Source organism: Dysgonomonas sp. 521, assembly GCF_010501055.1.
Lineage (GTDB): Bacteria > Bacteroidota > Bacteroidia > Bacteroidales > Dysgonomonadaceae > Dysgonomonas.
Window position 1 is genome coordinate 1 of record NZ_QVMO01000043.1, and the last position, 24,210, is coordinate 24,210.

Consider the following 24,210-nt stretch of genomic DNA (forward strand, 5'->3'; position numbering starts at 1 on the left):
AGAAACTGTTTAAATTTTATTCGTTCAAATTTTTAGAGATGTTTTAGAGATGTTTTTTTCTTTCTTGAAACGATAATAGCGGGCTATTTGAGTTGAGAGAAAGGAAAAAACAGCCGAAAACAGACTAAAAATGAACGAAGAAAAAGGTATAATAAAATATTCGTATAAAATTTAAACAGTTTCTCAGTGAACCTCAGTGTCTACTCAGTGCGGCTCAGTGTAATTATTGAGTAAATCAATGACCTTTATTTACATAACTAACCCTTTTATCAAAAGCCTCTGAATTTATCTTATTATAGGGTCTTCAGCGGAAGACTGCAAAGAAGAAAAGTAACACTGGAAAATGGTAAAATAGCTGTCACTTTTGTCACTTTTTTATTACATCCTTATGGGATAATACACTTTTCCTCTATCGAAATACCAAAGAGGGCAAAGTCGTATTTTGCAGGGTCGTTGGCATCCAGTAGCCTGAGGTTTTCGGTAAGTTCGATGGCTGCTTTCCAGTCCGGCTTGTCGCGTTCCAGTAATCCTATTTTACGGGCGGTACGTTCCACATGGAGGTCGAGGGGGCATATTAGCTGTGCCGGCTTTATCTTCTTCCAGATGCCGAAGTCTACACCTTTGTCGTCATCGCGTACCATCCAGCGCAGATACATATTCAGGCGTTTGCAGGCCGATTTCTGCGTAGGGGAGGGGATATGCTTGCGTGTGCGGTGAGGCGCATCGGGATATGAGAAGAAGTAGGACTGGAAATGATTCAGTGCAGATTCAATATCCATTTCTTTTTCGGGGAAAAAGGCTTCTTCCAGTGTGTCGTGGCGGGAATAGTGGCGTTTCATGAAATCGACGCAGTATAGCAGGTCGGTATCGTTGAATGTCCTGTGTTTAAAGCCAAGGAGCTTTTTCAGGTCGGCATCGGTGTGTCCGGTAACAAATGCGTAAGGGTCATCGTCCATTCTGCCGGACAATTCCCTGCATTTGCTTATGATGGTTTTCCGTTGTCCCCATGCAAATATGGCAGCGAAGAACCCCATTATCTCCATATCCTGCTTTCGAGTAAAGCTATGAGGAATGCTTACAGGGTCATTCGTTATGAATCCGGGAGTATTGTATTGTTCTACCTTTTGGTCGAGGAAGCCTTTTATATCGAATATGTTTATACCTTTCATGCCTGTTTTGTTTTACAGGGCAAAGATATAAAAAACAAAGGGTGTGTGTCAAAAGCCTCCCGTGTTAGGATATGCTTGATTGAGTATTAACGGTCGATTCTCAGTAAATTTTCTTCAGAATCGAATATGTGGAAATTGCCCGGTTGAAGGCTATTATTTCAGCGTGTAAACGAAGTGGCAGAACGCGTATTATCAAAAGGATTGAGGAATAGCTATAGCTTTGTTTTGAAACAAAAAACAGAAAGATTAAAAAAAATTAAAAGTATTAGGAATAATTAAAATAAGGAATATGCATTTCATTTTCAACGGGAAAAACAAGTAGCTTTGTATAATAGAGTAGGGAAACCAAAAATAATTATATAAACCAATACTTAAAAAGTTATGAAAAGGCAGAAATTAATTCAGTTTCTTTCATTGGTGGCTTTTATTGCGATAGTGGCGTCATCATGTGGAAAGAAGACAATTCCTCCTTTAGCAAATTCGTTGTTTACAACCAATCCGTCCCCGCTGGAGTTGGTCGGAAATAAAGTCCCTGTGACAATAAACGGACGTTTCCCTGCTAAATGGTTTGAAAAGGGAACTACTGTTGTAGTTACTCCTGTATTGAAATATAAGGGTGGAGAAGCATTAGGCACACCTTACACATATCAGGGCGAAAATGTAGCGGGTAATGGTATTGTAGTACCATACGAAAGCGGTAGCGCTATTACAATGAAGTCGGAATTCGACTATGTGCCGGCTATGAAAAAATCCGAATTATTCCTTCGCTTCGACTTTTACAGGGATCGTAAACAGGTACCCGGTATCAGTGATGTGAAGATTGCCGATGGCGTACTTGCTACTCAGGCGCTGGCCAGTGCAGAGACATCTGCTCCGGCTGTTGCACCGGATGCCTTCCAGCGTGTTATCAAAGAAACGTATGATGCTGATATCATGTTTCTTATTCAACGTGCCGAACTTCGTTCGAGTGAGTTGAACTCAACTAATATGGTAGCATGGAAAGAACTGGTAAAAGAAGCAGACAATAACGAACGTAAGCGTGTGGATGTGGAAGTATCCGCTTATGCGTCTCCTGACGGTGGATTCAAACTGAATGAAAAGCTGGCCGAACAACGTGAAAAAAATACGACAGACTATCTGAACAAAGAATTTAAGAAAGATGATGTATATACCGAAATAAACGCGCGTTATACGGCTCAGGACTGGGATGGATTCCAGAAACTGGTGCAGGCATCCAGCTTACAGGACAAGGATATCGTGTTAAGAGTGTTGTCTATGTATCCTGATCCTGAAACAAGGGAAAGGGAGATAAAGAATATCTCTGTTGTCTATTCCGATTTGGCAGAAACGATCTTGCCTAAGCTGCGCCGCTCACGTTTGATGGCCAATGTAGAAGTGATAGGTAAGACCGATGAGGAACTGAAAAATATAGCGCTGGGCAGCGAGTACGGAGACCTCACGGTGGAAGAACTGTTGTATGCGGCCAACCTTGACGGTGTATCGAAGGAGAAAATATACTCATATATTACTCAGAAGTATCCGAACGATTATCGTGGATGGAACAATCTGGGAGCTTATTATTATCAGAACGGGCAAAACAGCAGGGCTATTCAGGCCTTCAATAAGGCATCGGGGATATCCTCCCGCGCGCCCGAAGCAAATATGAACCTGGCTCTGGTATCTCTTGCTGATGGTAATACCGCGAAAGCAGAGCAATTGCTGGGTAATTCTTCGGGAGCCAGTACTTTAGGCGAAACTATGGGCTTGATGTATATTCAGAAAGGAGACTACAATAAGGCTGTACAATCTTTTGGCAATACAGTCTCGAACAATGCCGCTTTGGCTCAGATACTGACTAAGAATTACAGCAAGGCTCAACAGGTTCTCGATGCTGTGCCTAATAAAGATGCCACTACCTATTATCTGGCTGCCATTGTTGCGGCGAGGACTAACAGTGCATCGGGCGTTGCCGGTAATCTCAAATCGGCAATTCAGAATGGAGCCTCTACATCTGATATTGCGAATGATATCGAATTTTCTAAGTTCCTGACCAATCCTGATATTAAGAACATGCTGTTCTGATAAAGGAGCGTGATAAATATAAGAAGCTCAGAGTTTTTGCTGAGCTTTTTTTATATCACTAGAACGAAATGTATAAAAGGAAAATAAATTAACTTTATCCGAATATCTTAATTAGAATTGTATGAAATATAATTTTTGCGGAAACAGCGGGTTGCAACTCCCTGAAATATCCTTGGGATTGTGGCATAACTTCGGAGACGTGGATAGTTTCGAAATGGCGACATCTATGATACTGCATGCCTTCGATAGCGGTATAACCCATTTCGATTTGGCGAACAACTATGGCCCGCCTCCGGGAAGCGCTGAAACCAATTTTGGCAAGATATTAGCGAAGGAACTTAAAGGGCATCGCGATGAGCTTATCATATCCTCCAAGGCCGGGCACCTGATGTGGGACGGCCCTTATGGAGACGGAGGGTCGCGCAAATATATTATGGCGAGCATAGACCAAAGCCTGAAACGCACCGGATTGGAATACTTTGATATATTCTACTCGCACAGGTATGATCCGCAGACGCCGGTAGAAGAGACGATGCAGGCTCTGATAGATATAGTCCGCCAGGGGAAAGCTCTGTATGTGGGTATATCCAAATATCCGCCTCAGAAATTGGTACAGGCTTATGAAATACTGAAATCGCATCATGTCCCTTGCCTTATCTATCAGGATAAGTACAGTATGCTTGTGCGCGACCCCGAAGCAGAGCACATGGCTATAAATAAAGAGTATGGTGTGGGATTCATCGCTTTTTCGCCATTAGCGCAAGGTCTGCTTACCGATAAGTACCTGCATGGGATCCCTGAAACATCACGGGCACATAAGAGCCACGGCTTTTTGCAGGAAAGCGAGGTTACCGCCGACGTGATAAAGAGAGTATCGGCTCTCAATGACTTAGCTGCACAGAGAGGGCAAACTTTAGCCGAAATGGCTTTGGCATGGCTGCTGCATAATGAAGCGGTGACATCCGTGATTATCGGAACAAGTTCCTTGGGGCAATTGAAGGATAATCTGAAAGCAAGGGATAATGCGGATTTTTCTGCTGATGAACTAGCTTTGATAGAGAAGATATTAACTGAGTAAAGACTTGATAATGAAAAGGAAAAGGATGCAATAAAATATATTGGCATCCTTTCCTTTTCTTAACTTTTGAAAAACTACACGGTTTCACATCGTAAGCACGATGTTGTTTTCTTCCGCCATACGGCGTATGTTCAGAATAGCATAACGCATGCGGCCTAAAGCGGTATTAATGCTTACACCTGTCATGTCTGCTATTTCTTTGAAACTTAAGTCCTGATAATAACGCATTTCCAGAACCTCCCGTTGGTTGTCGGGCAAGAAAGAGATAAGCTTGCGTATATCGGATGTTATCTGCATCCTTACCAGCTCATCTTCTATAGTCCCGTCGCAGAGGGTAGGGTTGTTTAATAAATCTACGGGAGCTTCATCGTTCGATACTGTATTTTCATTCTTCTCCTGACGGAAATGGTCTATAATCAGATTGTGCGCTATACGTGAAATCCATGCACGGAATTTACCTGTTTCGGTATAACGTCCCTGTTTGATAGTAACAATGGCTTTTATAAATGTTTCCTGGAAAATGTCTTCGGCAAGCTCTCTATTACGTACGGTGAAGTAAATGTAATTGAATACGCTTTGCTTGTGTCGCTCTAATAATATATCAAAAGCAATGTTATTGCCATTAGAATAATCACAGACTAATTGCTCATCAGTCATGGCTATCAATGTTTCCATTATCTCTTATATTTAAAAATTCAGAGTAATGTTTATTCTATAGGCGATGTTTTTAGAGGTTTATTTATAAATTGCGTTAGTGATACAAATAAAAGATAAATTAATGAAACTTACAAGAAGAGAAAGATTATTTAACTAAATAAAGAAGGCTCCCCAGTACGGAGAGCCTTTATGTTGTTTGGTTGCGGTTTTATTATGCTTCGTCTGTGTCTATAACCTTCCATACCACGGCAGCAATAGCAGCGCCAAGGAATGGTGCAACGATAAATAACCACAATTGCGACAGCGCTTTACCACCTTCGATTGCATCGAACAAAGCAGGTCCGATACTACGGGCAGGGTTAACAGATGTTCCTGTGATAGGGATACATACAATATGTATCAGAACCAATGATAAACCGATTGCTAATCCGGCGAAGTTTCCGGCTCCGTTTTTGGAAGTAGTGCCAAGAACCACCATTAAGAAGATAAATGTAAATACCGTTTCAGCGATAAAAGCTGTTACCAGCGAACCTTCGACAAATCCGTTAGCTCCGGTCAAAGTAGTTGTCGATTCGGAATCTTTAGCTAATACATAAAGGATGGCTGAACCGATGATGGCTCCGATTACCTGAAAAACAATGTACATTCCGGCATCTTTCCCCGACATTCTTTTTGATAAGAATACGCCCAGAGTGATTGCAGGATTGATATGGCAACCAGATATTTTGCCTATCGTATAAGCCATAGCAACAACTGATAAACCGAAAGCGAAAGCTACGCCTAGTGTACCTACCGATGCAAAAGGTTGACCGGCCCCGGCAAATACTGCGGCACCGCATCCCATAAGCACAAGGACCATAGTCCCGATCATTTCTGCTAAATACTTTTTCATTGAAATAAATAGTTTAAATTAAACATTATAATATGTAGTAAGCCTTGTTTGTATTAAATAGATATCTTATCGAATAGAACGGTATAGGTTTGTTTTTTATATAGTTATATATTGATATATAATGTTTTATTCGATATAAACTCTAAAATTTAAGACGAAGGTATATATAAAATCGGATATTTTTAAGAAAAAGTACAGATTTTTGTTTTTCTCCATACTCTTAATCAATGCCATTCTCTATATTTGTGTAGTCTAATCTTAAATAGGTGTTGCTATGAAAAAAGGAATATTATCGGTTATATTTTTTATTATAATTACAGGTGTATGGGCTCAGGAGTATAGTGTGCCAAAGAATTATGAGTTCAGCGATAAGGATGCGTATGCTGCTTACGAGCCGCAGATAAAAGAAACGATAGGCTGGCTGCTGCAGTCGTCGCTGGGTAAAGAAGCGGGCAAAAGGCAGGAGGCCAATACATTCCTGATCGCATGGCTGACCGGTACGCCAAATGTGAGTGTAGTGGTAGACAGCAAGATAGCTGATTTTATAAAAATAAACCCGGAATTGTTAATACCCTTTATGGCCGGCTGGACTGAATACTCTTTAAATAATGATTATTCGAAAGATAATATTCGATGCGCAAAGGCTGGATTGGAAGCGGTGGCTGCGTTTTACCGTAAAAACAGAGGATACCTGAAAAAAGACGGAAGCGTGGAGAAAATAGAAAAACTGATAGAAAAAGGAAAATTGGAAGAGGATATAAGGAAGAAGCTAAAATAGAGATACTATAGCCAGACTATTGTTAAATTATAAACATAAAACGTATGAAAAAAGTTGTATTCTCCATGCTATTCGGATTATTATTGATCACAGGTTGTACCCCGAAGTCTCAAACATCCCAGGATGATGATACCATAGTCATAAAATCGGGTATGGAAGAAGGAAGAACAGGCGATGAACTAAAGATAGTTGCTATTATGACTGTTAAGCCTGAAGCTGTCAGGGATATATTACCTGTTTTTCAGGCAGTAGTGCAAGGCAGTCAGGAAGAGGACGGATGTATTTTCTATAATCTGCATCAGGATATTAATGATTCCACAAAGTTCGTTATGCTTGAGGAATGGAAATCACAAGCGGCCATAGATTATCATAATACGACAGAGCATTACAAGACGTTTAAAGAAGCATCGAAAGATATGATTGAAAAATCGGAAGTAAGTATCCTTAAATTAGTTTACTGAAAAAGGTTTATTCTCTTTATTTTATTCTTTTAAATTTATCTTATATAGGAGGTTCTTTGATGTGATATTATAATCTTAACGTCTTTGCGAGACTAGAAAAGTGACGATAAAAACGGATGAAAAAGATGTCACTTTTGTCACTTTTTTATTTTGATGAAGTTGATGTTTATTCTATTTATAAGTACACGTATATTGAATTTACATCATGACTTTTTATCAAACACAGATAAAATTACATACTTTTGTAAGCTTAATAATATAAAATTGTAAGGCTATGACAGAATTAAAGATTGTTGCCGTTATTGTGGTAAAAGCTGCATTTCAGAGTGAGTTGGAAAAAGTATTCCACACTGTAGTGGATGAGACGCGTAAAGAAGCCGGAAATGTTTCTTACGATCTGCATCAGGATACGAAAGATCCGTTAAAATATACCATTCTGGAGGTTTGGAAATCGCAGGATGCGATTGCAGAACATAATGAAAGCGCTCACTTTAAAGCATTCGTTGCTGCGGTAGAAGGTAAGGTGGATAGCCTGACTGTGGATGTAATAAAGAAAGTATACTAAGAAACTGCACAGTACATGACAAAAATTATTCAAACACGCTTTGGAGACGATGTAGGGGCAGTGGCTTGTCCCTGCCCGCTTGTCATCGTTTACGGGCACCCACAAGGGGATGCCCCTACAGCAGGATATAAAATTTTGTCATGTACTGTGAAGAAACTGTTTAAATTTGACTGAAAATATTTCATATAACTGTTTTTGATTGTTCTTTGGTTCTTGTTTTTCTTTTTTCTTCTCTATTTTCTATTTTTTACTCTTGGTTTAGCCCGCTAAACCTGCGAATAAAAAGAAAAAAATATATTTGAATTAATATAGAATAAGATGCCAATCAAATTTAAACAGTTACTAATAAGGATAAAGTATAATATGTACAGAAATCATACTTGCGGAGAACTGACTCTTGCAGATGTTAATAAAGAAGTAACCCTCGCAGGATGGGTGCAAGCAGTACGTAAACTTGGTGGTGGTGTCACCTTTATCGACCTGCGCGACCGTTATGGTATCACTCAGTTGTCATTTAGTAAGGATATTGACGCTGCCCTCTATGAGCAATCGAATAAAATAGGGCGGGAGTATGTGCTACAGGTAACAGGTAGGGTAGAAGAGCGTTCGAATAAGAACCCGAACCGTTCGACAGGAGATATAGAGATTATTGTAAATAAGCTTGTAATCCTGAATACTTCGGAAGTACCACCGTTCACAATAGAAGATAATACGGATGGAGGCGACGACCTGCGAATGAAGTATCGCTACCTTGATTTGCGTCGCGATGCCGTTCGCAAGAATCTGGAACTTCGCCATAAGATAGCGTTTGAAACACGCCGCTATTTGGACGAGCGTCAATTTATAGAAGTAGAGACGCCTATACTGATAGGTTCTACCCCTGAGGGTGCACGCGACTTTGTGGTGCCGTCACGTATGAATCCGGGCGAGTTTTATGCATTGCCACAGTCGCCGCAGTTGTTCAAGCAGTTATTGATGGTTTCCGGATTTGATCGTTATTTTCAGATAGTTAAGTGTTTTCGTGATGAGGACTTGAGGGCTGACCGTCAGCCGGAATTTACGCAAATAGACTGTGAAATGTCTTATGTGAATCAGGAAGATGTGCTGAATATGTTCGAAGGAATGACAAAACATCTGTTTAAGGCTATAAAAGGCGTTGATATTCCTGATTTTCCACGTATGACTTACGCCCATGCAATGAAGTATTACGGGTCGGATAAACCGGATACCCGCTTTGGGATGGAGTTCGTAGAGATAAAAGACCTTACTGCAGGAAAGGATTTTGTTGTATTCGATTCATCAGAGTATGTAGGCGCTATTTGTGCTAAAGGCGCGGCGTCATATACCCGTAAGCAACTGGATGCTTTGACCAATTATGTGAAACGTCCGCAGATAGGTGCGAAGGGACTTGTGTATGCGCGTTACGAAGCCGATGGCTCACTAAAATCATCCGTAGATAAATTCTATACACCTGACGACCTGAAAAAGTGGGCTGAACGTTGCCAGGCTGAGCCGGGCGACCTTATTCTTATCATTTGCGGCGAGACCGAGAAGGCTCAGAAACAACTGGGAGAACTCCGCCTCGAAGTAGCAGAGCAACTTGGCCTGCGTGACAAGAATAAGTTTAACTGCCTATGGGTTGTTGATTTCCCTCTATTGGAAAAGGATGAAGAACTGGGACGCTACTTTGCGAAGCACCATCCATTTACCAGTCCTAAAGAAGAAGATATCGCTTTACTGGACAGTGATCCCGGAGCCGTGCGCGCCAATGCCTACGATATGGTAATCAATGGTGTAGAAGTTGGTGGCGGTTCGGTACGTATCTATAATAGCGAGCTGCAGAACAAGATGTTCCATGTGCTTGGTTTTACGGAAGAAAAAGCACAGGCTCAATTCGGCTTCCTGATGAATGCCTTTAAATATGGGGCTCCGCCTCATGCCGGACTGGCATTTGGATTGGACCGCATGGTATCGTTGTTTGCAGGTTTGGACAGCATTCGTGACTGTATCGCTTTTCCTAAAAACAACTCGGGACGCGATGTAATGATTGACGCTCCTGCTGTGCTTGACGCTGCCCAGTTGGAAGAGCTGAATCTGAGAGTAGAGGTAACGGAATAATATTATAAAGTTCTATGAAATAGCGCCTTAGCTTTTTCGTTAGGGCGTTGTTTTATAGATAAGGGTTTATCTTAGAATCTTAAATGATAGAAGTCTATCTACTTTATAAGTAACTCGGGCCTATACTCAAAATGCATTGTATCATAGTGATACCATTTTCCACCCCAGATAAAACCGTGCTTCTCAAATATGTCGACTATAAGTTGGGGAATCCGGTTTTTATAGCCTAAATCCGTATCTTCTGATGTACAGCGGCAATCCCATTGCCAGTAGTTTGAGTATTTCGTATTCAGGTCGATAGCTATTCCAAAACTATGCGCGCTCAGCCTGCCAGAACCTCTTACCTTTCTCCAGTTAAATGTTTCGGAACTATAGAGGTAATCTCTCAGTTCGGGATGCTCATCTAGTTCGTCCGATACCTTCTGGAGCTGTTTTGCAACGCCATTTATTTTAGTGACTTTCAGCTTCTGACCTACAAGTTTAGGACACCATGATATTGTAACGAGATCATTCTGTACTTCTGCAGAGGTAGATCCGTACATTTTCCGGAGTAGTTCTTCGCTTCTGATTCGTCCCGGGTCATAGCCTTTTTCTATGTCTTTTACTTTACCTTTGATGTAGGGATAGGTAAAGATATCGCCTATATCATTGCTGTTTATCAGCTGCTGATGCGTTTTGTGCCCACCTTCATTATATTGTACGGTACGTCCGTCTTTCATTATAATGTTTGTTCCATCGAAGGAGCTTATATTATCTGGATATGCCTTGATTAGCCGTTGTACAGGAAACGGCCAGTGAGCAGTGTCTATATCCTGAGCATAAGTTATACCCGTGATAAATAGGATTGCAAGAGCTGTTATAATGTATTTCATAGATTAAAGGTATAAAAAAAGGATACATCGTCAATTGATATATCCTCTTTTATTATCGTTTCAGGGTTCCTTTATTTGTTGCGGATAACCTCTCCTTTTATACGTACTTTATAAACAGAATCGGTAACATTCGTAAAGACTGTAATCTCTTTAGTAAATATTCCGGGACGTCCTGTTGTTGAGTAAGTTACTTTAATAGATCCTGTCTTTCCCGGAAGTACAGGTTCTTTTGTATAATCGGGTGTTGTACATCCGCATGTAGTCTGCACACGTTGGATGATAAGCGGAGCAGTACCTTCATTCTTGAAAACGAATTCGCACGAAACAGTGCCGGCACTTTCTTCTACTTTTCCAAAATCATGTACATCTTTAGAGAAGACAGCTTTAGGAGCTTTTACCCCATTTTGAGCCATCATAAAACTGGTAGATAGTACCAATGCTAATAGTATAAAACCAATCTTTTTCATATACCTAATCTTCTTTATTTTACTAAACGTTAATAATGTAGTTTTAGTTCATTGTTGTTTAACCTTTGCAAAGTTAGTAATAAATATGAGTACTCATTAAAAATTTAAGAAATTTTGAGACTGTAAGGCTTCCCTTATTTATTTATTTTTGATTTAATGTGTTGATATCCAATGTTTCTATCTGTTGCTGGCTGATGAGATCCGCTTTATTACCATAGTTCCCTTTATTACAGAATTCACTCACTTATTCTCGGTGGTTCAAACTTTATCGTTTCTTTCAAAGGTGGCGGAGGTGCTGCATACATCCCGGATAGAAAGCTTTCAAAATGGTTTAACCTGTTCTTTATCGAATCCTGATTTTTTTCAAAAATGCCTGTCTCCGACATTTTATTATCTTCAAATATCATTTTACTTATACTAGTCAGGTCTGATGAAGTCCATGGGGTAGGGCCAACTCTTGTGTATTTCCCCTTTTCTTTTTCGATAACAAATACATATATCGGTCCATCATAAACGATAGGTTCGTATTCTTCTTGATAAAGTGTATCTGTCTGATAATGGAGTAGCATATCGTTTATTTCTGATTTTATACTATCCGGAATTTCCATATTCAAAGAAAGAAACTGCCCCCTGTATCCGTCCCTGTTGATGACATTTATTTGAAAGTCTTTGCCAATTTCAGCCAATCCCCGTACCAGTATATATGTAGAATCTTCGCCGTTATCATCATACTCAGGCATGGTATTATCTACATTCAAAATGTATAGATGTTCCGCGGCAAGTTTTACCGATTCCTGCTTTTTACAAGCAATAAACGTTATAATAACGAGCAGGATACAGACTGTTTTCTTCATATCAATTATATATCCATAATAAAAGCGGTTTCTTACTCTCTTTCAATAAAGCATCACATTGTCGCATTACCTCATTGTTGATAACCGGGCAACCCTGACTCCAGCCCAGAGGCAGGTGGTTCGGATAGATTTCATCCGTGGAAACCGGGGTATGTGAATGCAGCACCACGATACGTTTGAAGGCATTATTATTCGTCTTTTCCAGGCCATGCAGCTTATAGTGTACGTTTATTCCCCAGCTGCTATAAGAGCGTGCGCCTGTCTTATATTTTCCCAGTGAAGAGCAGTAGCTTCCTTCTACATTGCTGAATACGGGCTTCGACTGTGTGCTTTTTTGCCCATACCCATGACAGCATAAGCTTTCGTACTTTATGGTGTCTTTTCCAAAATCCCATACGAAAAAGCGGTTCTTTCCGGAGTGGATACTAAAATCGATAAGGATACAATACTTTGTGCTAAGACCTTTTTCCTTACTGTATGCTTTAGCTTCTTCCGCTTTGGCTCTTAACCGGACTAAAAGAGTCTTTTTTTCTTTTTGCTCTTTTTCTAGTTTTGCTATTTCCTTTTCTGCAGCCACTTCCTTACGGCTATCGCTTGATTTGTAACGGATGAAAGAAGCGAAGCCTGTAAAAAGAAGGATAGCCAGTATAATAGGAATGTATGGTTTCATTTGTATTCTATTATTGTGTTTATTCTCAATGTCTTATTGTGAAAAAGTGACAACCAACGGTCACAGGAGTGAAATGTGTGTAGAAGTGACGCTTTTTCCTTTGTTTTTCAGGTCACTTTCTCTCACTAAATCTCTACCTCTATCTTATTCAGACACATGTTTTTAAAACCTTCCCTCGTCATTCTATCTTTTGTTACAGGCGAAATAACCATAACAGGCGATTTTTCATTCCTGCTAGCAAACCATAAATCGCTCTGATAAAAACCATCAGGAAGCGGTTCTTTTATATTATCAGTAATCATACTTGGTCCAACAATACTTTCATACTGATTGCACCATTTACATAAATCTTCTTTGGTCGAGGCTGCAAAAGGCAGAATATTCCCATTGATATGAAACTGGAAGAAATCAGGAGATTTAGGAAGTGCTATAAATTCCAGATTACTATAGCCGTAACGTATACAAAATTCTTTAAATTTCAGGGACACAATAGTAACTCCATCATAAGTTGATGACACGTCGAGAGTCTTCCGGCTAAGTTTAAAATCTTTATTGGTATACCTGTAATCAGTTCTGTAGCCACAAGCATCACATTTCGGAACGCTTTTCAACTCAGGGAACAATTTATCGCAGCTTCCGGTCATATAACTATTATTATCATAACCCGACATTCTGTAACCTATAATTATTTTCATACTTAATCTTTTTAATGAAAAAAAGTGACAAAGTTTTTTAGTACATGACAAAAATTATTCAAACACGATTTGGAGACGATGTAGGGGCAGTGGCTTGTCCCTGCCCGCTTGTCATCGTTTACGGGCACCCACAAGGGGATGCCCCTACAGCAGGATATAAAATTTTGTCATGTGCTTAGCAAGGTTTACACTTTTATCCGATTATCCGTCACCTTTTCTTCTCTATTCTCTCCTCCTCGTCCGTCAGGTACTCTTCCCTTTTGATAAAGGGAAGTACCCGCAAGGGTAGGGTTGGAAAAAGTGACAAAAGTGACAAAGGTGACACTTTTTTTATTCGTTCTTATTGTTACCTTTTATCAGGTAGGGGCAGGGTTTGCCTGCCCCTACTTCTTCTTTATATAGATAAATTTGTAAGAATTAAATGCAACTCTCTACGTTAGCGTACTGTCACTTTTATTCCCGATGTATGCGAGACAAATTCAGGTGCGTACATACATTGTATTGTTGTAATTCCGTTGGCATATTCGCCTGTACGGTTTACATATACAGGATATTCAAATACATAAGTGCCCTTTGGCATAAAGTCGAAATAGAAATTCGTAGAAGCATCCTTTGGCGTCTGGTAATACATCAACGATTCATTCCATTTTACGCCTGAGATTGTCTGAAGCGGTTCGAAGCATGGCGCCCTCATATCCTTCAATTGTACAAATTCCATATCCTTGTTTGTCCTTATAGTCAGGCGGACAATTACTTTGTCCCCTACTGTCAGCGGATTATCTTCTGTAATCCGGGTCAGGCTCTTACCTGTAGGCGTATCATTCTCTTTGTACAACTGTTTTTCTACATTCAGGTCTCCCTTTTGTGCTGTTACTTTGTCCAGATTTTCATAATATTGCCAATACATGGCGCCGTAAGACGGACGGGTATTGGATGCGGTTATCTCCACCTTACCCATGTCGTTGGTTATCTCAGATTTATCCCATACTTTCTTGAAATATCCTGTCCCTGCCTCTTTGCTTTCGGCTTCTACCTTCTGGCCTCCTACCGTGATGGATGGGGTTTCTTCACTGGCAAACCAGTCGGAGCCTGTACTTAACAATGTGCTGATAGCATCTATCGAAGCGTGTGTAGATTCCCATACCTGAGTACGTTTCTGGTTTATCAGCCAACGTTTCAGCATATCCATTTCTTCCTGCGACGAGCCGTTTTCCTGTAGCGCTTCCATCAGGAATGTGTGCACGCTGATCGCCGACATCGACATAAACACGCGGCTTCGGATGTTTGGCCAGTACATGCCTGTTTTAGGGTCTTTCACAGCGTGTTCGCGGATCGACTTAATGATCTTGTTCGCCAATTCGTTTTCGCCATTGCGCTTTAATATAGCCGAGAGTATGGACTGTTCGTACAAATCAAGTTTCTTCCAGTTCTTGCTTGCCACATTCGTAAAGAAGCGTTCTGCCGCGCGCGTTTCCTGACTGATTGGGATATCCCTGTAGAACGAACGCACATAAGCATATTCAAGCTGGTTGGTTGATATATATGTGGTCTTTTCCCAGTTTTTATTGTTCTTTTTCAGGCTTTCGAAATCTTTTAGAATCTGGCTGTCGATATATTTCAGGGCATCCATCTGCATCATCTTAATGTCCTGCGGATATTGTACCTGGCCTACCTGCTGTAGTTTGGCATAGCCATACAGCACATACTGGCTGACAGCACGGCTCGAATACATGCCTTTGTACCACGACCATCCGCCGTCACTCTTATTTTGCAGTTCCTGCAACTTTCTTGTAGCCGCGTTGGTCAGCTGGTTTGTATTATTCAGGTCGAATAACAGCGACAGGCGTTGTATCTGTTCCGCTTCATTTTTAGCGTCGAGTACCCACGGAGTTTCTTCCAGCAGTACATTCTTCAATTCTTCATCTTTTTGCAGTTTCGAGGCGAATGTCTGTTTATCCCCGCCTTGTTTTTTCCATGCTTCTATCATCTGCGCCACCTTCGGGTACTGGCGTGTGATAGACGAGCCAAGTGTATTTACATAATAGCTTGCAAACCAGTTTACAGCGTTCTCGTTTGTAGGGTTGCTAAAGCTAGGCAATGCCTGCACGGCGTACCATGCCGGATTGGATGCGTACTCCAGCGTCAGCTTGTAATTACCGATGGTAGCAGAACTGTTATTGTACAGCTTGTCGAATGTAAATGTATTTGTACCGGCTGTAGTCGCATCTACAGGCATGCTTTCTGTTACAAGCATACGGTTTGGCAAAACAGCCAGGACGTGCTGTTCCCCATCGCTGAACGTCTGGTTTTGCGCAACGATGCGGCATCCGATCAGTTCAATATTTTCGGGTATATCAAATGTCCAGTCGGCGGAAACAGATGCATCTTTGTCCACAGAGAAGGTTTGTTTCTGATTGGCTATATTCAGGTTGATAACCTTATCTGTAGCCGGATCGAAAAACTCAATCCTTACATCGCCGGAAATAGCGCTTTCCGAGAGGTTCGAAATTTTTGTGGAAATATTCGTCTTATCTCCCTGACGTACAAAGCGTGGCATATTCGGCGTCACCATCAGTTCCTTTTGTGTTACTACAAATTGTTCCAACGTGCCTACCTTCGAGTTCTGGTCATGGGCAAGGGCTCTGAACCGCCATGTGGTATTGCTTTCGGGTACGGTAAACGAAATCAGGGTTTCTCCTTTTTCATTTGTCCTGAGTTGAGGATAGAAAAAGGCTGTTTCACTGAAATTCTGGCGGATTTGAGGAGCGGATGCTTGATCGTCTGTATCCTCGGCGCCTCCTCCGGTATTAGCAGATTCGCCAAGATAGTATGGCATTGCTGCGTTTTTGGATAGCATTCTATTATTAGTATCCCTCATTACCGAAGGTGCTACTACCGATTCCTCAACTACTACTTTGTGTTCGCGCAGTTCGACTATGTCTATGCCTACGGCGTCCGCGGAGCCTTCAACAGTAGATATACTGATGCGGATTTGAGGGCTGTCTTTATAGTATTCGTCCAGTTCTTCTTCCGAATAGACATATTGTTCGTAACCCTGATATATATAGCCAAACCAGTTCAACTGGTCGAAACGCCTGTCGTTTAACGGAGGAAGCGATGAGTCTGGCAGCATTGGAGGTGGAGGCGTATTGTATATATGTGACGATTTATAGCTCCAAGGGTAAGAATTGAACCATATCTGCTGATTATCGTCCCATTGATATCTGGATGGATAGTTGTACGAAATAGGGTATACGCTTTCTTTAGCAGTGTATGGGCGCCTGAACGTCCACGGCATATATGCATACAGCTGATCCAGCGACACATCATACATAGAGGCAAGCAGTTCGGCAGCGGCAGGGGTGTTGGTCGTGTCTTTTACGCTGATTGTCCATGTCTCTGCCTGTCCGGGACGCAACTTGTCGCGGAATACTTCCAGCTTCAGGTTCAGTTTGGTATCAGGTGTTTCTTCCCCTTTATTAAGTGATACACTCTGGTTGTACATTTTGCCGTCTTTCACGAATGTGAAGGTCATGTATATGTTGTCCCCGTATTCAGCCTTGTAAGGAACTGAAAACAATTGATTGGCCTCGCTCATTTTGATGAAGCGGCGTTCGAATACTTTTTTGTTATCATTCAGCTGGTAAAGTACATAAATATCTTTGTCCGATACTCCGAATATTACTTCTGCCGGTTTGCCGTTTCCGAAGGAGGTATTCTTCTTTATCAGCCATTGGTTTGTTTTTACCGGAGGTTTTTTATCGTTGTAACTGTATAATGTAAAATCTTTCTTCTCGGCTATTTCATTGTTTTTACTATCCAGCGCTTTTATTTGCAACTGGTACTTGCCCGAAGACAGGTTCTTGAGAGACGATTTCAGTGACGCTTGTTCTCCACTCTTGAATGAGCCTTCCGATACTTTATTTTTTGCAGAATTATTTTCGTCAAGACTATAAAGCATATAGGTTCCTGAAGTTTCAATATCCTCTCCCTGTAAATTCTTAGCTGTAATTTTTATTTTATCATTGCCTGATTTCTCTAACAGTTCGGGTATATCGATCCTTATCGCCATCGATATATTCCCTACATTGATTGAATGTTTGTTCGATTGCGTTTCTCCATTCAGGTCTGTTACTGTGGCTGTTATTTCGAATGTATAATTTTGCTGGTTGAACGGGGTATAACTTTTGTCATCCCCCAGCTGAGGCGTGAATACGATTTCGAAAGAGCCGTCATCATTTGTTTTCAGCGTATCGTTCACAAATGGAGCCTTATAGCCGCCTCCCCATCGCCAGAAGCTGAATCGTTCGCGTGTGATCGTATATTTTACTTCCGCGCCCTGAAGGCTTACTCCCGAATAGTTCTTCGCATAGCCTTTCAATTTGATCTCTTCGCCGAAAGCATAAGTTTCCTTTAGCTTTTCGAATGTTACTTCGAATGTAGGGCGTTTATATTCTTCTACATTGAAATAATAAGAACTGCTCCTGTCATTGTTTATCTCTACACGGTATTGTCCAAGCAATCCGGATTGTGGCAATATAAATTCTCCGGAGACGGAACCGAATTCATTTGTTATTATTTCTTTCTTGGCAACTTCCTCGTTGTTGGCGTTGTATAGTTTTATCGTACATGCCTGATTTGGCAAAGCTTTTGATTCCTTGTCTATTAATACGGCTTTAAAATATACTGTTTGCCCGGGACGGTAGATGCTTCTGTCGGCAAACAGGCTGATAGTCGTCCTCTCAATATTGTTATCCACCGATGTATTCCATCTGTACGAATCATTGTTCAAACTCTCGGCAGGCAGATATGAATCTTCTCCAAGCTCCACCTTATAGGTCGCTATATTATAATTATACTTTATGTCGCGGGCGTCTTTGAAAGTCGCGATACCCAGTTCGTTTGTTTTTACTGTAGCCAGCAACGGGCTTTCATTTGTTTTTTCGTCTTTTTCTGTCGAGTATATTTTAACAGTCACGTCCTTTACCGGTTTTCCGCTTATCTTCTCTACAACGAATATCTCGTATTCATTTTTCGCGCTGTTGCGTGAGAAAGCCATCAGGGCGGAGACTATAAAATCGAATCTGTTGTCTTTATAGTTGTAGCTATACTTATCATCTTCGTTTTTTTCTTTCTCTTTATTGATGTCGTCTATTGCCTTAGTGGTAAATGTATAATTTCCGGGTTGTAATTTCCCTATATTCAGCGGTAATATATCCGCGTTGTATGTGGTTTTTGATGCCAGGGCCAGAGGGTATTCCTTTATCAATATGAATTTATCTTTGACTTGCCTGAGTAGTTTGAACGGGTATATGCTATCTTTCGGCGTATTCTTGTATCGTATTTCGAGAGCGGTTTCACCGTCGGGGTGCTGTAGCTTTTTGCCGCTAATGAGTAGCTTAGGCGATTCGAGTGCCTGTAATTTCTTTTCTAATATTCTGGCGCCATACGAGTTGGGATATTTGTCCAAGCCTTTTTTCAGCCAGTTGTATTTGGCCTCATTGTCACCGGCCGATACTAAATTATTTCCGTCATGACGGTAATTGTATGAATTGTAGGAGTCTACTATTTTAGCTATTATTTCGGTGCTGTTCTCATCCGTTTCATATTCTTTTTCGAGGTTTTGGTAGGTTTTGAGCACTTCGTCCCCGGTAAAGGATTGCGACCTGTTTTGCAGGAATCCGACTTTATTTATCTCGGTCAGTATTACTGTGGCTGTCATATTCCGTGCCAGCAAATCCTTAAAGTATTCCTGATAGTAGGAAAATGCAAGCATGCGGTGAGCCGGGTCTTGTTTTATATCCAGCTTTACGTATTCTTTAGCAGGTAATGTCAGTTGCTGGGTGCTAAGCCCGATGTGCTCGGCATCGAAGTTTCTGTTTCGTTGATTTTCAATATTTTCGGCTATGTCGATAGCCCTTTTCATAAGGAAATCATATAATGTCGGATACCTTAGTTTATCCACCCCCATGTTTATGATGTCGTCGTATTCGGCTGTCGTATGCTTTTTCAATGTGGCAACATCGGCTACAGACTGTTGTAAGTAATTGACTATCTTATTCACAAAAACAGATTCTGTCCATTCCTTTATATCCTGAGGTATTGTATCCGAAAGGTTTGTGCGCCGGTTTATTCTCCAGCTGTTTCTGCTGTAATAATCGGCGTACGCCTCAGCCAGCATGGAGTATAACAGGGCTTTCTGGCTAATGTCGCTTGTCTGCTCGGTTATATCCTGCAAGTCATATAATATGCCTTCATTGTCGTTGTAGTCAATGTCTCTTTTGTATTTATTTTTATTGATAAGAGCTTTGACTATCTGCGTGCTGTTTTTGTCAGCTATCGCTTTTTTCAGAATGCCGTCTATCGACTGTAATGCCGACTGGGGTAAGTTGTCAGTGTCGAACTGTTCCACCTCTTTCCATTCCTTTTCATATTTGTTATTGGATGTTTGTGCTGTCATAGCAATGCTTATAATAAAAAATAAACAGATAAATAATAATTGCTTTTTCATATTATTATGTTTTGTATTTCTTAATAAGTATAGATGAAAATTGAACCGAAAATCCATCGTGTTAATAGTTAATTTTCTGTAATATTTTATCTTGTGATATACATTCCGAGCCAAACAGCGCATATCCCCAGAACACAACTGGCCAATGTGTAAATAAAAGCAAGGGGAGCCTGGTTGCTGTTTACGAGTGTCAGGGTTTCACTAGCAAAAGTAGAAAATGTTGTAAACCCTCCGCAAAATCCTGTAATTAAAAGAAACCGTAAATTGTTTGATGGTATTAAATTAGAAAATAAGCCAATACAGAAACATCCTAAGAGATTGATGGTAAAGGTGGCCAGAGGAAATGCGGTGAAATCAGCCCTGACTACAAAAAACGATGTAAGGAAGCGTAATATGCTCCCGACAGCGCCACCTGCCCCTACCAATAAGATTTGCTTGATCATCTTCCAAATTTACATGAATAATCTTTATTAATTATACTTTTATCACACTATTTAATAAAACTATGCTCTTTATTCAATTGTTCAATTAATATAGAAGATATCTTTACTATTTTTGCCATGCGAGAATATCAACCTGAAAAAACTTGAAAACAACTACAAAAATATTATTAAACGAATCGGAAAAAGATCCTTTTATCGAGTTGTTCCATCTTAAAGATCTGACAGACGATAGTATATTCAGTAATTATCAGCGATATGACTTTTATCAGTTGTTATGGTTTACTAAAGTAGGTGGGAATAATGTTTATTTCCTTGATTTCAAAGAGTACATAATGAAGGAGGATCAGATTATACTTGTTTTTCCCGGGCAGATTGACAAGCTTGATATCCGCGAAAAGGAAGGCTATCTGTTTGCTATCCATAATGATGTCCTCTTCGATATTAATCTCCATCTTGGTTCGGATTACCTCAACGGATACTTTTCGAATGTTGTTGTTACGTTAGACGATGATAAAATAAAAAGAATACTGGAAAGCATTGTGGAATTGCTGTGGATAGAATATAACTCCGGCAGGAGGCTCACATTGATGCAAAGCTATATGGAAGCTTTCCTGTTTCATGTAGATTATATATTGAAAAGCTCCGTTTCGCTTGCTAATGCAAATGATAATGACAATATTACCGATCCGCTTATAGCCGGCCTGATGAGGTTGATAGACGAAAATTTTATTATCCAGCGTGAAACCGAATTTTATGCCCGCAAGTTAGGCGTATCGAACCGGAAAGTGAACGAAATAAGCAAAAAAGGAACCGGTAAAACGATAAAGCAACATTTGCAGGAAAGGCTGATACTGGAAATAAAAAAAGAAATAAAATTGCAGAGAAAGAGCCTGAAAGAGATCGCTTACGATTTAGGTTTTAGCGAACCTGCCTACTTTACCCGCTTTTTTAAAGAGCAGACTTCCCAAACCCCAAAAGAATTCAGGGATAGCTGAGTAACTGTTTTAATTCAGATTAAAAATTTAAAACAGTTTCTGACAATTTATCCAATTATAATGAAGAAAAATGTAACTTCTATTTAATTTTATCAGGGTATCTTTATAGTACCAATAAAAATGGTCGATGGTTCTATACTTTTCAAACAGTACACAATTTTAGGGTTTATCATAGTTGATTGATAGATATTTAGCACATAGTATAATAGATAGGGCAGGGGAGGATGTGATATCCTTCCCCTGTTTATTTAGCCGATTTGTCCAAGCAACAGGCCCATTTGTATAATAATGTATCAAAACATCTTGCCTACTTTTGCAGCTCAAAAAAAAGTAAGGATGAAAAATTTTAGTTTAGCACAATGGGGTGTAATATTCATTTTGTCGCTGCTTACAGCGCTTGAACCATTAAGTATCGACTTGTATTTACCGGGCTTTATTCTCATATCTGAGGCATTTAATACAAATGTTTCTGCGGTACAGATATCTTTGTCTACATTTCTGGCCGGCTTTGCCATCGGGCAATTACTCTGGGGGCCTCTGGCCGATAAGTTCGGCCGCAAAAAGCCCATATTGGTATCTCTCATTATTTTTATTATCGCGTCCATCGCCTGCATATATGTGAGGTCGATAGAGCAGCTATGGGTTGCGCGTTTTATGCAGGCAATAGGGGGTTGTGCAGGAGTTGTCATATCCCGTGCCATTGTTACCGATTATTTCGATAAGTCGAAAACGCTGAAAATATATGCGATCCTGGCGCTTATTATGGGTATTGCGCCTATCATAGGGCCTTCGGCAGGTACCGGAGTCCTGAAAATCTTTAATTGGGAAGGGCTTTTCTGGGTCATGGCAGGTTTGGGTATTGCTTTGTTTTTATTCACATTATTCTTTTTACCCGAGACGTATGATTTTAAGCAAAAAGGAAGTAGACCGAACGTTATGAAAAGCTATTGGGAGATATTGAAAAACCGTAAATTCGTGATATACTCGCTTATTGCCGGGATAGTAAACGGAGCTTTGATGATTTATGTGGCAAACGGGCCTTTCCTGATAATGGAGAAAGGCGGTTTTTCAAGCAATGCTTTTAGCATTATATTTGCCGTCAATGCCTTTGGGCTGATGATCGGTTCATACCTGGCCAGTGTTTTGCAGAAGTATATTCCAACAAATAAGCTGGTGAAACAGGCTCTGTTATTTATGTCCATAGCCGGCCTCATTTTGCTTGTGGCTATGTATCTGAATCTGAATATCCGGGTCATTTTGTTTATTCTGTTCTTCTATGTTTTCCCTATAGGTGTATTATTCCCTGCTACCACCGAACTGGCAATCACGCCATTTGCCGAAACAAATAACAGCGGGACGGCTTCCGCGCTTTTCGGGTCGATACAGTTGGCTACGGCGTTTATTTGTACTGTAATATCCAGTTTTATCAGTGATGGTACTATTGTAACAGTAGGCATTGCCTTCTTCTTTTGCAGCATGCTGGCTTTCGTTATTGTTTTTAGCCGGATTAATTTGAAGGAGGAATATAATAAGGGGGTAATATCATAGTATTTTGATAGTCTAAAAAAGAAGAGGAAAGTGATCTTTCCTTTAGTACATGACAAAAAACATTGAACCAGGCTTGAAAAACCTGATTTTGGCTCCGCTGATTTTAGCTCCGCTGATTTTCAATTCAATTCATAACCGAAGGTTATCTATTCAATGTCATCAACTTAAGGATTATGAAACCAAAGATCAGGGCTGAAAGCCCGTCTTATTTCAGCCCAAGGCAACGCCTTGGGTCAGAATATCCAAATACAGAGCGTGCGCGCTGCAAGCGCAGGTCAACGCTTTGGTCTTGTTCTTTAAGTTTAACCTGCGCTTTGGCTCCGCTTCACTCTGCCGTTGTTTCAGCGCGCAGTTTCTGTTAGATGCTCTTTACCCAAGGCGACGCTTCGCTTGCCATTGGGCTGAAATAATAAAGGCTTTCAGCCTTAGCTTGAAGACATTGGTCGCATTCCTATGGGAATGCATCCCCTTACATGCAGCTTCTTTCTACCGGACAATTCATTCCTAACGGAATGTTCCTTTTAATAATATAAATCGAGGTTATCCTGGTCGCATAAAATCTATCTTTCGTGAACACATCAACTTACGTCTAATTCTAACGCGCCCTCCCGGGCTTGTTTTTACTTTTGCATTGCCCAAAAGTAAACAAAAGTCTAGTGCTTCGTCCCTCGGCGACCCAAAACCGCAGCTACGGCTGAACAAAAAGAACTCGCTCCAAATTTTCTGAAATACGAATCTTCAATCAAGCTCAAACAGCTTTTTGTTCCACGCCTCCGCTGACGGATTGGGTACCCCGCCTGCGGAACGTATGCACGGAGTCGCAACGCAACGCCAAGAACTCCGAAAGCGATTATTCTCGTCATGCGTCAGCCAGCGCCGTTAGCAAGCCTACGGGGTACCCACCCGGCGCAGGCGGCGTAGAATGAAGTGCGGGCGCTTTTAATCAAAATCTCCTAACCAGTAGAACGATGAATCCTTCATCACTTCATTCAGCCGGCAAACCGATGGTGGGTCGTACGGCGAAGCGGGGCGCAATGCTTTTTTGCTTACTTTTGGAGCTTTGGCCAAAAGTAAGGCAAAGAAGTGGAAGTCTATCGGAACGTTTTGCTATTTGCCTCCTACGGAGACGGCCTCTCCCTATCCGCTTTTTCCACGGGTTTTACCCGTAGTTATCCATATTAGCCCACTTCGTGGACTTAGAACCCTGACTGCAAAACTGAAGATTGATTTATAATAGTATACTGCAACCCTAAGCAACCCTTGATTCGCATTAATTATCAATATTTTCCATATCGGGTATTTTTTTTGTCATGTATTAAGGACCTTTCCTCTTTTTTTTAACCTTTATTGTCTAA

At 40.8% G+C, this 24,210-nt stretch carries 21 protein-coding genes; 10 read left to right on the forward strand and 11 right to left on the reverse strand.

Annotation, left to right across the window (positions count from 1 at the left end):
- Positions 1-386: 386 nt before the first annotated feature.
- Positions 387-1,169, reverse strand: coding sequence for a TIGR02757 family protein (locus D0T84_RS12750; protein WP_163308259.1), 783 nt, complete (start codon positions 1,167-1,169; stop codon positions 387-389).
- A 381-nt stretch (positions 1,170-1,550) separates the two neighbouring features.
- On the opposite strand from D0T84_RS12750, the gene D0T84_RS12755 reads away from it, so the two are divergent.
- Both D0T84_RS12755 and D0T84_RS12760 read left to right on the forward strand, forming a co-directional pair.
- Positions 1,551-3,251 carry a lipopolysaccharide assembly protein LapB gene (locus tag D0T84_RS12755; protein WP_163308260.1) on the forward strand — a complete coding sequence of 567 codons (1,701 nt, stop codon included), beginning with the start codon at positions 1,551-1,553 and terminating at the stop codon, positions 3,249-3,251.
- 121 nt (positions 3,252-3,372) lie between these two features.
- A complete protein-coding gene (locus D0T84_RS12760) occupies positions 3,373-4,329 on the forward strand; it encodes an aldo/keto reductase (protein WP_163308261.1) in 957 nt (318 codons plus the stop codon).
- Between the two features lie 84 nt (positions 4,330-4,413).
- Here D0T84_RS12760 and D0T84_RS12765 read toward each other — a convergent pair whose 3' ends face one another.
- Positions 4,414-5,004, reverse strand: a complete 591-nt coding sequence (locus D0T84_RS12765) for a sigma-70 family RNA polymerase sigma factor (RefSeq protein WP_163308262.1) — start codon at positions 5,002-5,004, stop codon at positions 4,414-4,416.
- A 193-nt stretch (positions 5,005-5,197) separates the two neighbouring features.
- Positions 5,198-5,878, reverse strand: coding sequence for an MIP family channel protein (locus D0T84_RS12770; protein WP_163308263.1), 681 nt, complete (start codon positions 5,876-5,878; stop codon positions 5,198-5,200).
- 274 nt (positions 5,879-6,152) lie between these two features.
- Here D0T84_RS12770 and D0T84_RS12775 point away from each other — a divergent pair, with 274 nt between their 5' ends.
- From D0T84_RS12775 to aspS, 5 genes are all read left to right on the forward strand, one after another.
- Positions 6,153-6,656, forward strand: a complete 504-nt coding sequence (locus tag D0T84_RS12775) for a hypothetical protein (protein WP_163308264.1) — start codon at positions 6,153-6,155, stop codon at positions 6,654-6,656.
- Between the two features lie 44 nt (positions 6,657-6,700).
- On the forward strand, positions 6,701-7,117 hold the full coding sequence (locus D0T84_RS12780; protein ID WP_163308265.1) for a putative quinol monooxygenase: 417 nt from the start codon (positions 6,701-6,703) through the stop codon (positions 7,115-7,117).
- Positions 7,118-7,391: 274 nt separating this feature from the next.
- The gene (locus D0T84_RS12785) at positions 7,392-7,682 is read left to right on the forward strand and encodes a putative quinol monooxygenase (protein ID WP_163308266.1); all 291 of its coding nucleotides are present in this window, start codon (positions 7,392-7,394) and stop codon (positions 7,680-7,682) included.
- Between the two features lie 15 nt (positions 7,683-7,697).
- A complete protein-coding gene (locus D0T84_RS12790; protein WP_163308267.1) occupies positions 7,698-7,856 on the forward strand; it encodes a hypothetical protein in 159 nt (52 codons plus the stop codon).
- Positions 7,857-8,045: 189 nt separating this feature from the next.
- Positions 8,046-9,800, forward strand: a complete 1,755-nt coding sequence (aspS, locus tag D0T84_RS12795; protein WP_163308306.1) for an aspartate--tRNA ligase — start codon at positions 8,046-8,048, stop codon at positions 9,798-9,800.
- 98 nt (positions 9,801-9,898) lie between these two features.
- On the opposite strand, the gene D0T84_RS12800 is transcribed toward aspS, so the two are convergent.
- The 5 genes from D0T84_RS12800 to D0T84_RS12820 form a co-directional block, all read right to left on the reverse strand.
- Positions 9,899-10,672 carry a M15 family metallopeptidase gene (locus tag D0T84_RS12800; RefSeq protein ID WP_163308268.1) on the reverse strand — a complete coding sequence of 258 codons (774 nt, stop codon included), beginning with the start codon at positions 10,670-10,672 and terminating at the stop codon, positions 9,899-9,901.
- A gap of 71 nt (positions 10,673-10,743) precedes the next feature.
- Positions 10,744-11,139 carry a DUF1573 domain-containing protein gene (locus D0T84_RS12805; protein WP_163308269.1) on the reverse strand — a complete coding sequence of 132 codons (396 nt, stop codon included), beginning with the start codon at positions 11,137-11,139 and terminating at the stop codon, positions 10,744-10,746.
- 236 nt (positions 11,140-11,375) lie between these two features.
- Positions 11,376-11,993: a hypothetical protein gene (locus D0T84_RS12810; RefSeq protein WP_163308270.1), complete on the reverse strand. Its 618-nt coding sequence runs from the start codon at positions 11,991-11,993 to the stop codon at positions 11,376-11,378.
- A gap of 1 nt (position 11,994) precedes the next feature.
- Positions 11,995-12,663, reverse strand: a complete 669-nt coding sequence (locus D0T84_RS12815; RefSeq protein ID WP_163308271.1) for a murein L,D-transpeptidase catalytic domain-containing protein — start codon at positions 12,661-12,663, stop codon at positions 11,995-11,997.
- 125 nt (positions 12,664-12,788) lie between these two features.
- Complete coding sequence (locus D0T84_RS12820) at positions 12,789-13,358, reverse strand: hypothetical protein (RefSeq protein WP_163308272.1); 570 nt, start codon at positions 13,356-13,358, stop codon at positions 12,789-12,791.
- A 44-nt stretch (positions 13,359-13,402) separates the two neighbouring features.
- Here D0T84_RS12820 and D0T84_RS22985 point away from each other — a divergent pair, with 44 nt between their 5' ends.
- Positions 13,403-13,537, forward strand: a complete 135-nt coding sequence (locus tag D0T84_RS22985; protein ID WP_255495350.1) for a hypothetical protein — start codon at positions 13,403-13,405, stop codon at positions 13,535-13,537.
- Positions 13,538-13,794: 257 nt separating this feature from the next.
- Here the strand turns inward: D0T84_RS22985 and D0T84_RS12825 are convergent, their stop codons facing one another.
- Both D0T84_RS12825 and crcB read right to left on the reverse strand, forming a co-directional pair.
- Positions 13,795-19,869 carry an alpha-2-macroglobulin gene (locus tag D0T84_RS12825; RefSeq protein ID WP_163308273.1) on the reverse strand — a complete coding sequence of 2,025 codons (6,075 nt, stop codon included), beginning with the start codon at positions 19,867-19,869 and terminating at the stop codon, positions 13,795-13,797.
- 86 nt (positions 19,870-19,955) lie between these two features.
- Entirely contained in the window at positions 19,956-20,312 is a 357-nt protein-coding gene (gene crcB, locus D0T84_RS12830; protein WP_163308274.1) for a fluoride efflux transporter CrcB, read from the reverse strand.
- Positions 20,313-20,455: 143 nt separating this feature from the next.
- On the opposite strand from crcB, the gene D0T84_RS12835 reads away from it, so the two are divergent.
- On the forward strand, positions 20,456-21,307 hold the full coding sequence (locus tag D0T84_RS12835) for an AraC family transcriptional regulator (protein ID WP_163308275.1): 852 nt from the start codon (positions 20,456-20,458) through the stop codon (positions 21,305-21,307).
- 336 nt (positions 21,308-21,643) lie between these two features.
- Complete coding sequence (locus D0T84_RS12840; RefSeq protein ID WP_163308276.1) at positions 21,644-22,855, forward strand: multidrug effflux MFS transporter; 1,212 nt, start codon at positions 21,644-21,646, stop codon at positions 22,853-22,855.
- Between the two features lie 939 nt (positions 22,856-23,794).
- On the opposite strand, the gene D0T84_RS22990 is transcribed toward D0T84_RS12840, so the two are convergent.
- Positions 23,795-23,923, reverse strand: a complete 129-nt coding sequence (locus tag D0T84_RS22990; RefSeq protein ID WP_255495351.1) for a hypothetical protein — start codon at positions 23,921-23,923, stop codon at positions 23,795-23,797.
- Positions 23,924-24,210: the final 287 nt, after the last annotated feature.

Coding starts and splice junctions, on each gene's coding strand:
- D0T84_RS12825 (WP_163308273.1), bottom strand. CDS start 19,869: ATGAAAAAGCAATTATTATTTATCTGTTTATTTTTTATTATAAGCATT.
- D0T84_RS12775 (WP_163308264.1), top strand. CDS start 6,153: ATGAAAAAAGGAATATTATCGGTTATATTTTTTATTATAATTACAGGT.
- D0T84_RS12800 (WP_163308268.1), bottom strand. CDS start 10,672: ATGAAATACATTATAACAGCTCTTGCAATCCTATTTATCACGGGTATA.
- D0T84_RS12790 (WP_163308267.1), top strand. CDS start 7,698: ATGACAAAAATTATTCAAACACGCTTTGGAGACGATGTAGGGGCAGTG.
- D0T84_RS12815 (WP_163308271.1), bottom strand. CDS start 12,663: ATGAAACCATACATTCCTATTATACTGGCTATCCTTCTTTTTACAGGC.
- D0T84_RS12770 (WP_163308263.1), bottom strand. CDS start 5,878: ATGAAAAAGTATTTAGCAGAAATGATCGGGACTATGGTCCTTGTGCTT.
- D0T84_RS12750 (WP_163308259.1), bottom strand. CDS start 1,169: ATGAAAGGTATAAACATATTCGATATAAAAGGCTTCCTCGACCAAAAG.
- D0T84_RS12785 (WP_163308266.1), top strand. CDS start 7,392: ATGACAGAATTAAAGATTGTTGCCGTTATTGTGGTAAAAGCTGCATTT.
- D0T84_RS22985 (WP_255495350.1), top strand. CDS start 13,403: ATGACAAAAATTATTCAAACACGATTTGGAGACGATGTAGGGGCAGTG.
- D0T84_RS12810 (WP_163308270.1), bottom strand. CDS start 11,993: ATGAAGAAAACAGTCTGTATCCTGCTCGTTATTATAACGTTTATTGCT.
- crcB (WP_163308274.1), bottom strand. CDS start 20,312: ATGATCAAGCAAATCTTATTGGTAGGGGCAGGTGGCGCTGTCGGGAGC.
- D0T84_RS12780 (WP_163308265.1), top strand. CDS start 6,701: ATGAAAAAAGTTGTATTCTCCATGCTATTCGGATTATTATTGATCACA.
- D0T84_RS12840 (WP_163308276.1), top strand. CDS start 21,644: ATGAAAAATTTTAGTTTAGCACAATGGGGTGTAATATTCATTTTGTCG.
- D0T84_RS12760 (WP_163308261.1), top strand. CDS start 3,373: ATGAAATATAATTTTTGCGGAAACAGCGGGTTGCAACTCCCTGAAATA.
- D0T84_RS12765 (WP_163308262.1), bottom strand. CDS start 5,004: ATGGAAACATTGATAGCCATGACTGATGAGCAATTAGTCTGTGATTAT.
- aspS (WP_163308306.1), top strand. CDS start 8,046: ATGTACAGAAATCATACTTGCGGAGAACTGACTCTTGCAGATGTTAAT.
- D0T84_RS12755 (WP_163308260.1), top strand. CDS start 1,551: ATGAAAAGGCAGAAATTAATTCAGTTTCTTTCATTGGTGGCTTTTATT.
- D0T84_RS12805 (WP_163308269.1), bottom strand. CDS start 11,139: ATGAAAAAGATTGGTTTTATACTATTAGCATTGGTACTATCTACCAGT.
- D0T84_RS12820 (WP_163308272.1), bottom strand. CDS start 13,358: ATGAAAATAATTATAGGTTACAGAATGTCGGGTTATGATAATAATAGT.